Consider the following 7,480-nt stretch of genomic DNA (forward strand, 5'->3'; position numbering starts at 1 on the left):
GGCCCGCTCCGTCAGTTTCGTAGTTGTTAGCATCGCCTACCGCATCGACGGACCATCGCGTCGCTTTAACTTGTCCGCGTGCCGGCGAGGCGAGCACCAGGATGTCACGCAGAATCGGCCGTCACCAAAATGCCGGCTGTTAGAGATGAGCTACTCTGAATGAGACGCAATCCGCGCCTTGCCACGGATAAGGACAGCTGGACTCTCGGTTATCCGCTGATACCGCTTCAAAAAGTCAATGAAGCCGGATCATCAGCGTCCGGGAAACATCGCCTTCAAGCCTTCGCGCGAGGCCCTGGCGACGCCGCGCTCCGTGATCAATCCGGTGACCAGCCGCGCCGGCGTCACGTCGAAGGCCGGGTTTGCCGCGGGCGTCGTATCCGGCGAGATGCGGACCTGCGCAATCTCGCCATTCGCGGTCTTGCCCCAGACCAGCGAGACCTCGTCGCTGGAGCGCTGTTCGATCGGGATTTCGGCCAGCCCGTCACCCACCGTCCAGTCGATGGTTGGCGACGGCAGCGCGACGTAGAACGGCACGTCGTTGTCGGCCGCGGCCAGCGCTTTCAAATAGGTGCCGATCTTGTTGCAGACATCGCCGTCGGCGGTGGTGCGGTCGGTGCCAACGATGACCATGTCGATCTGGCCGCGCTGCATCAGATGGCCGCCGGCATTGTCGACGATCAGCGTATGCGGCACGCCATGGCCGGCCATCTCCCATGCAGTCAGCTGAGCGCCCTGGTTGCGCGGGCGTGTTTCGTCGACATAGACGTGAACGGGAATGCCCGCTTCCGTTGCCAAATAGATCGGCGCCGTGGCGGTGCCGTAGTCGACGGTGGCGAGCCAGCCGGCATTGCAATGGGTCAGGATGTTGACCGGCTCTCCCGGCCGCTTGCGCACCGCGATTTCCTTGATGATTTCAAGTCCATTAACGCCGATGGCTCGGTTGAGGCCGACATCCTCGTCGGCGATTTCTCCGGCGCGCCGGTAAGCAGCCTTGGCGCGTTGTCCAGATGGAAGCGGCCGCAGGAAACCTCGCATCTCATCGAGCGCCCAACGCAGATTGATCGCGGTCGGGCGCGTTTCGTGCAAGGCCTCCCAGATGCCGTCGAGTGCTGCATCGGATGGATCGTCGGCCATCTGCATGGCGACGCCATAAGCGGCGGTGACGCCGATCAGTGGCGCGCCGCGTACCCACATGTCGCGGATCGCCGTCGCGATGCCGGCAACCGTGCCGACTTTTTCCACGCGGAAATCATGCGGCAGCCAGCGCTGGTCGATGATATCCACCGAACGGCCGTCGTCGCTCAGCCAGATGGTCCGGTAGTGACGGTCGCCGACGTTCAAATTCTGTTCTCCTGTTCGATCAGCGCGGCCAATGTGTTGACCTCGTCGATGCTGTGAATCTGGCGCCGGTTGACGGCGATGTGACGGCCGAATTTCAGTGCCTTCGCCTCACATGTGGCGCGCAGATCCTCGTCGGCAATGGTCTCGAAATCGGCGTTGTGCGCCAAGCCCAGAATACGCCGGTGCACCTCGACGCCGGCAAAGCCCAGCATGTCGGTCCAAATCGAATGCAGCATGTGGTCGAGCGCCTGTTCGGCGCCAAGCCTGTCGCCCTGATCCTCGAACAGGCTCTTCTGGTAGAGCATGCCGGTGCGCTCGGTTCGCCACAGATGCGAAAACTCGGTGCGGAATACCGACCATGTCTCGACCGTCACATCGAGCAAATAGCCGCGCATGGCGTCGCGCTTTTCCTTCTGTTCGTGACCGCGCTGCGAAAAGAACGCCATCCAGAAATTGGCGAGCAGCATGCCGACATCGAAGGCCATCGGCCCGTAGAAGGCGAATTCGGGGTCGATCATCCGCGTTTCTGAGTCGGTGACCATGATCGAGCCGGAATGCAGGTCGCCGTGCAGCAGCGTTTCTGCATTGGCCGCAAAAAGATGCTTCAGCCGCTGCGCCTCGACCTTGAGATCGCGGTCCGCGCGCAATTCTGCGACGATGCCGTCGAGCTGCGGGCTCGTATGCCGGTTCATCTTGGCGTCGAAATAGGGATCGGAGAACACCAGATTCTCGGTGATATCGCAGAGCTCGACGTTGTCGGCGAACAGCGCCAGATCCGCCTTGCGATCTTTGGTCACCATGCTGAGGTCGGAGCCGCGAAACAACGTGCGGGCCATGAACAAGCCGATATCCCTGGCGATGTTCGGCAACTGGCGGCCCTCGATCAGCGCCCGCCGCAAGATGATGTGCGGCGACAGATATTCCATGATGATCAGCGCCTGGACTTCGTCGAAATGATAGATCGCCGGCACCGAACCGGGCGCTCTCGCTTCCTGCCGCGTCAGCGCGTGATACTCGAAGAAGGAGCGCTTCAATGGCAGCGGCCAGCTGTCGCCGACCAGGCGAACATAGGGCAGGGCCTGCTTGACGACGGCAGCACCCGTGGCGCCCTCGACGATGAAGACCAGGTTCAGATTGCCGTCGCCGACCTCGCGGACCTTCCAGCGGGCCGTGTCCTTGCCGATATGCGAACACAGCGCCTCGTTGGCGCCAAGGCGTGCCGCCAATGTCTCGACCGACAGTGCTTCGAACGGCAATTTCCCAGTCATCCTTACCCTCCCGCCGATGTGCTCCCATCATAGTGGAGCCAAGGCGGTTGGTCCAAGCTAGGAAGCTCTCTGGCAATTGTCAATCGTGTTGACAATTGCCGGAGCAGCCCCTAGCGTCATGGTCAGGGAGGAACGAATGGGCAATGATGCCGTGTTCCGCGTGCACGGCCTGAGGAAGTCCTTTGGCCATATCGAGGTGCTTGGCGGCGTCTCGCTCGATTTGCATGCCGGTGAAGTGACCGTGCTGATGGGCGCCAACGGCGCCGGCAAATCCACCCTCGTCAAAATTATCAGCGGCGTCTACGAGCGCGGCGGCGGCACGATGAGCCTTGCCGGCCACGACTTCGCGCCGGAGGATTTCGCGCCAAAAACGCCGGCCGAGGCGATCCGCGCCGGCGTCGTCACCGTTCATCAAAACATCAATGACGGTGTCGTCGCCGACCTCGACGTCGCCACCAATTTGACGCTCGACAGGCTGAGCGGCAGCGGCGCGCCGACCCTGTTCAATCCGGGCCGGGTGCGTCGCGAGGCAAAAGCGGTTGCCGACCGCATGGGGCTGGCCATCGACCTGAAGGCCCGGATCAGCGATCTGTCTCTGGCCGACCGCCAGATGGTGGCGATTGCCCGCGCCATGGCGCATCAGCCGAAGGTCCTGATCCTCGATGAGCCGACCTCCTCCTTGTCCAGCGCCGAAGCCGACCGGCTGTTCGCGCTGGTCGACAGGCTACGCGAGCAGGGCGTCGCGATCCTCTACATCTCGCACCGCATGTCCGACATCAGGCGGCTTGCCGACCGGATCGTCTCGATGCGAGACGGCGCGATCTCAGGTGTTTTCGACCGAAAGCCGCTCGATTTTGAAGGCGCCGTCAACGCCATGCTCGGCCGCAAGATCCACCTCGACCGAATCGTCGCCAGGAATTCGGCCAAGCCTATCCTGACGATCGACGGGTTGCGGATTGCAGAAGGCTCCATGCCGATCTCGCTGACGCTCGGCGACGGCGAAGTCGTTGCCATCACCGGCCTCGTCGGCGTCGGCAAGACCGCGCTCGCCGAGACGCTGTTTGGCGTCCGCAAGCCGCTCACCGGGACCATGACGTTGGACGGAAAACCCTATGCTCCGGGTTCGACAGGCGAGGCGATCGCCGCCGGCGTGTTTCTCGTCGCCAAGGACCGGAGCGAAAACGGGATCGTCGGCGACTTCAACATCCAGGAAAATATCAGCCTGCCGTTCCACAGGCGGATGTCGCGTGTGGGCGTTCTCAAGCGCCGCATCGAGCGCGCCACCGCCCGCCAGCAGATTCGGGAACTGGGCATCGTCTGCCGCTCGGAGAAGGACGAAATGTCAGCCCTTTCCGGCGGCAACCAGCAGAAGGTGATGGTCGCCCGCTGGATCTCGCAGGCGGCAAAGCTGTTCATTCTCGACGAGCCGTTTCAGGGCGTCGACATTTCGGCCAGGCGCGACATCGCGGCCAAGCTGCGGGCGAGCGCGAACGGCCGTGCGACGCTGCTGTTCGTCACTGAACTCGACGAGGCGCTGGAGACCGCCGACCGCATCCTGGTGATGTCGGAGCAGACAATCGTTGGCGAACACCGCAACGCCGACATCGACCTCGAGCGCTTGTTGGCCGAAGTGGCGGGCAGGCCCTTGCACAGCGCAGCGTGAGGGCGGGCAGATAATGGGACGTGGAATGGAGAGGGCATGGGTTCGGGTTTGGTAAGGATGGCAGCGCGCGACCATGCCATCCGCTATGGCTTCATCGTTCTGCTGTTCGGGTTGATTGCATATTTCGCCATCGCCGCCGATGGCTTCGTCTCGCCGCAGAGCGCCGTCTTCATCTTCCAGTCGGTCGCCATCACCGGCGTGCTGGCGCTCGGCGTCACCGCCACCCTGGTCGTCGGCGGCTTCGACCTGTCGATCGGCTCCGTCGCCACCAGCGCCATGATGGCAGCCGCCTATGTCATGGTGGTGCTGGAGCAGAACGCCGTTGTCGCGGTTGTCGCCTGTCTTTTGATCGGTGCCGTTGTCGGCCTCATCAATGGCTGGCTGATCGTCTATATGCGCGTACCGGACCTTCTGGCGACGCTCGGCATGATGTTCCTGCTCGTCGGCCTGCAGCGCATTCCGACCGAGGGCCGCTCGATCGCCACCGGCATGACGATGCCCGATGGCGCGGTCGCCAACGGCACGTTCGGCGCTGGTTTCCTGGCGCTTGGCCGCCACCGCTTCGATTTCTTCATCCCCAACCTCATCCCGGTTTCGGTAGTCGTCTTGCTCGTGCTTGCGGTGCTGATCTGGTTTTTTCTCGAATACACCCGTTTCGGCCGCATGATGTATGCGGTCGGCAGCAACGAACGGGCTGCCGAACTCGCCGGCGCGCCTGTCAAGGCATACAAAATCTGGGCCTACGTTATTTCAGGGGTTTTTGCCTCGATCGGCGGCATTTTGCTCGCTGCCCGGCTTGGACGCGGCGACATCGCCTCGGGTAATAATCTCCTGCTCGACGCTGTCGCCGCGGCGCTCATCGGCTATGCGGTTCTCGGGGCCGCCAAGCCGAACGCCTTCGGCACGGCCGTCGGTGCGGTGTTTGTCGGCGTGCTGCTGCAGGGCCTGACGATGATGAACGCGCCCTACTACACGCAGGATTTCATCAAGGGCGTGGTTCTTGTGGTTGCCCTTGTCTTCACCTTCGCCCTTTCCGGCAGGGGCAAGCGGTAGGGTTTCGACGGATAGGATTTGACCGGCTGAAATTTCAGTTCAACAAGTGGAGGAGACAACATGAAGATCACGAGAAGACTTTTGGGGAAGGCAGCACTCGGGCTTGCCGGCGCCGCGCTGCTGATGCAGGTCCCGGCGATGGCGCAGGACAGGCCGGCGCCGTTCGACAAGCCCGGCGCCGTCAAGATCGCGCTGGTCCGCTATCTCTCGACCGGTGACTTCTTCCAGGCCTATCTGTCCGGTGTCGAAGCACAGGCCAAGGCGCTCGGCGTCGATCTGCGCGTCCTTGACAGCCGTCAGGACGCCGCCCTCCAGGCAGACATGGTCGACCAGGCCATCGCGCTTGGCGTCCAGGGCATCATCATCCAGCACGGCTTGACGGAATCCATGAAGGAAGCCGCTCAGCGCGCGGTCGACGCCGGCATTAAGGTCGTAGCGTTCGACGTCAACGTCGAAAACCCCAAGATCCCGCAGATCGAACAGTCCGACCGCGACCTCGCACGCCTCGCGCTCGAACAGGCGATCAAGGACAATGGCGAGAGCTGGAAGGCCGGCTATGTCTATGTCGCCGGCATCGCGCCGCTCGACCGCCGCAACGAGACCTGGGTTGACTTCAAGAAGAAATATGCGGGGATCAACGAGGCGGCGATGTTCGGTACGCTCGACAATCCGATCGCCAATTCCGTCGCCAACCAGGCCCGCTCGGTGTTGTCGGCCAACCCCGACATCAAGGTGATGTTCGCGCCCTATGATGAATTCGCCAAGGGCGTGAAGATCGCAGTCGACGAGGCGGGGTTCAACAAGGACATCAAGATCTATTCGGCCGATATCTCGACCTCCGACATCGCCGCGATGCGCGAGCCCGACAGCGCCTGGGCGGCAACCGCCGCCACCAATCCGGCCGTCGTCGGCCAGGTTTCGGTGCGCGCCCTGGCGCAGCTTTTGGCCGGCGAAGACCCCGGCCACAACGTCATCGTGCCGCCGACGCTGATCACCCAGAAGGATCTGATCGACAAGGACATCAAGAACATGGAAGACCTTTCGGCCAAGCTGCCGCAGTTCGCCCATGCCGATGTCGCGATGCCGGCCTGGATGCCGAACCCGAACGCCAAGTAGCTTTTTATCGCAGGCAAAAGGAAAGAGCGGCTTGCGGGCCGCTCTTTTGCGTCTGGACTGTTCTTCCTACCGCATCGCCGCAGCGATGTTGCCGCCGTCGACCGTCGTCACACTGGCGGTGGTCCGCTCGGCCAGCGCCTGATGCAGGAAAGCCTGGGCCACGTCTTCGGCCGTCACTTCCTGACCAAGCAGATTGCCCGCCATATATTCCTTTTCCGACACGCCGCGCGCGCCCGAACGGCTGGCGATCATGGCGTCGGTAAGCAATCCGGAACGGATGCGATCGGCGTTGACGGCATTCGAGCGGATGCCATGGGCGCCATAGTCGAGGGCATACTGCCTGCACAGGAACAGCGTCGCCGCCTTCGGGATGCCATAGGCGCCGAACTTCGGACCCGGATTGATCGCCTGCTTGGAGGTGTTGAAAAGGAGCACGCCGCCGGTGCCCTGCTCGAGCATGATCCGCACCGCGTTCTGCGCCGCTGAGTGGTGGGCGAAGAAATTCAGCTCGAAGCTCTTGCGCAAAGTCGCGTCGTCGAGTTCGCCGATCCGGCCTTCCCAGGCAGCCCCCGCATTCGAGACGAGAATGTCGAGGCCGCCGAAGACGGCCACCGCCTTGTCGAATGCCGCGCGCATCTGCGCCGGATCGGTGATGTCGGCGCCGATGCCGATCGAACTGTTGCCGGCTTTCTTCGCCGCTTCCGCCGCCCTTGACGCATCGAGATCGACGACGACGGCATGGGCGCCGTTGTCGGCGAACAGCTTTGCCGTGGCGGCGCCGATTGCGCCGGCGCCGCCGGTGACCAGCACAACCTGCCCGGTCAGCGGCTTCGGCTTGTTGGAGGCGAGCTTGGCCTGTTCCAGCGACCAGTATTCGAGCGGGAACAGGTCGGCTTTGGACAGCGGGCGGAAATCGCCGACCGCTTCGGCCCCGCGCACCGCCTCGATCCACATTTCACCGACGTCGGAGGCAATCTTCGCATCCTTAAGCGTGCGGCCATGGCCGAACATGCCGAGGCCGGGCACCAGCGTCAGC

The 7,480-nt window shown here is 63.1% G+C and carries 6 protein-coding genes; 3 read left to right on the forward strand and 3 right to left on the reverse strand.

The window, feature by feature from the left end:
* Nucleotides 1–252: 252 nt before the first annotated feature.
* Together mtnA and mtnK are read right to left on the reverse strand one after the other, a co-directional pair.
* The gene (gene mtnA / locus EOA86_RS14590) at nucleotides 253–1,344 is read right to left on the reverse strand and encodes an S-methyl-5-thioribose-1-phosphate isomerase (RefSeq protein ID WP_128342263.1); all 1,092 of its coding nucleotides are present in this window, start codon (nucleotides 1,342–1,344) and stop codon (nucleotides 253–255) included.
* Entirely contained in the window at nucleotides 1,341–2,612 is a 1,272-nt protein-coding gene (gene mtnK, locus EOA86_RS14595; RefSeq protein WP_065008348.1) for an S-methyl-5-thioribose kinase, read from the reverse strand. The genes mtnA and mtnK overlap by 4 nt, the downstream gene beginning before the upstream one ends.
* A gap of 136 nt (nucleotides 2,613–2,748) precedes the next feature.
* Here mtnK and EOA86_RS14600 point away from each other — a divergent pair, with 136 nt between their 5' ends.
* From EOA86_RS14600 to EOA86_RS14610, 3 genes are read left to right on the forward strand one after another with little or no spacing between them, the layout of a single operon-like run.
* A complete protein-coding gene (locus tag EOA86_RS14600; RefSeq protein ID WP_128342265.1) occupies nucleotides 2,749–4,275 on the forward strand; it encodes a sugar ABC transporter ATP-binding protein in 1,527 nt (508 codons plus the stop codon).
* Between the two features lie 57 nt (nucleotides 4,276–4,332).
* Nucleotides 4,333–5,328, forward strand: a complete 996-nt coding sequence (locus EOA86_RS14605) for an ABC transporter permease (RefSeq protein ID WP_065008347.1) — start codon at nucleotides 4,333–4,335, stop codon at nucleotides 5,326–5,328.
* Between the two features lie 60 nt (nucleotides 5,329–5,388).
* Entirely contained in the window at nucleotides 5,389–6,444 is a 1,056-nt protein-coding gene (locus EOA86_RS14610) for a substrate-binding domain-containing protein (protein WP_065008346.1), read from the forward strand.
* A 66-nt stretch (nucleotides 6,445–6,510) separates the two neighbouring features.
* Here the strand turns inward: EOA86_RS14610 and EOA86_RS14615 are convergent.
* The coding region (locus EOA86_RS14615; RefSeq protein WP_128342267.1) for an SDR family oxidoreductase at nucleotides 6,511–7,480 on the reverse strand (970 nt) is incomplete at its 5' end.

This window comes from Mesorhizobium sp. M5C.F.Ca.IN.020.32.2.1 (assembly GCF_004023105.1).
Taxonomy (GTDB): domain Bacteria; phylum Pseudomonadota; class Alphaproteobacteria; order Rhizobiales; family Rhizobiaceae; genus Mesorhizobium; species Mesorhizobium wenxiniae.

Coding starts and splice junctions, on each gene's coding strand:
- mtnK (WP_065008348.1), bottom strand. CDS start 2,612: ATGACTGGGAAATTGCCGTTCGAAGCACTGTCGGTCGAGACATTGGCG.
- EOA86_RS14600 (WP_128342265.1), top strand. CDS start 2,749: ATGGGCAATGATGCCGTGTTCCGCGTGCACGGCCTGAGGAAGTCCTTT.
- EOA86_RS14605 (WP_065008347.1), top strand. CDS start 4,333: ATGGCAGCGCGCGACCATGCCATCCGCTATGGCTTCATCGTTCTGCTG.
- EOA86_RS14610 (WP_065008346.1), top strand. CDS start 5,389: ATGAAGATCACGAGAAGACTTTTGGGGAAGGCAGCACTCGGGCTTGCC.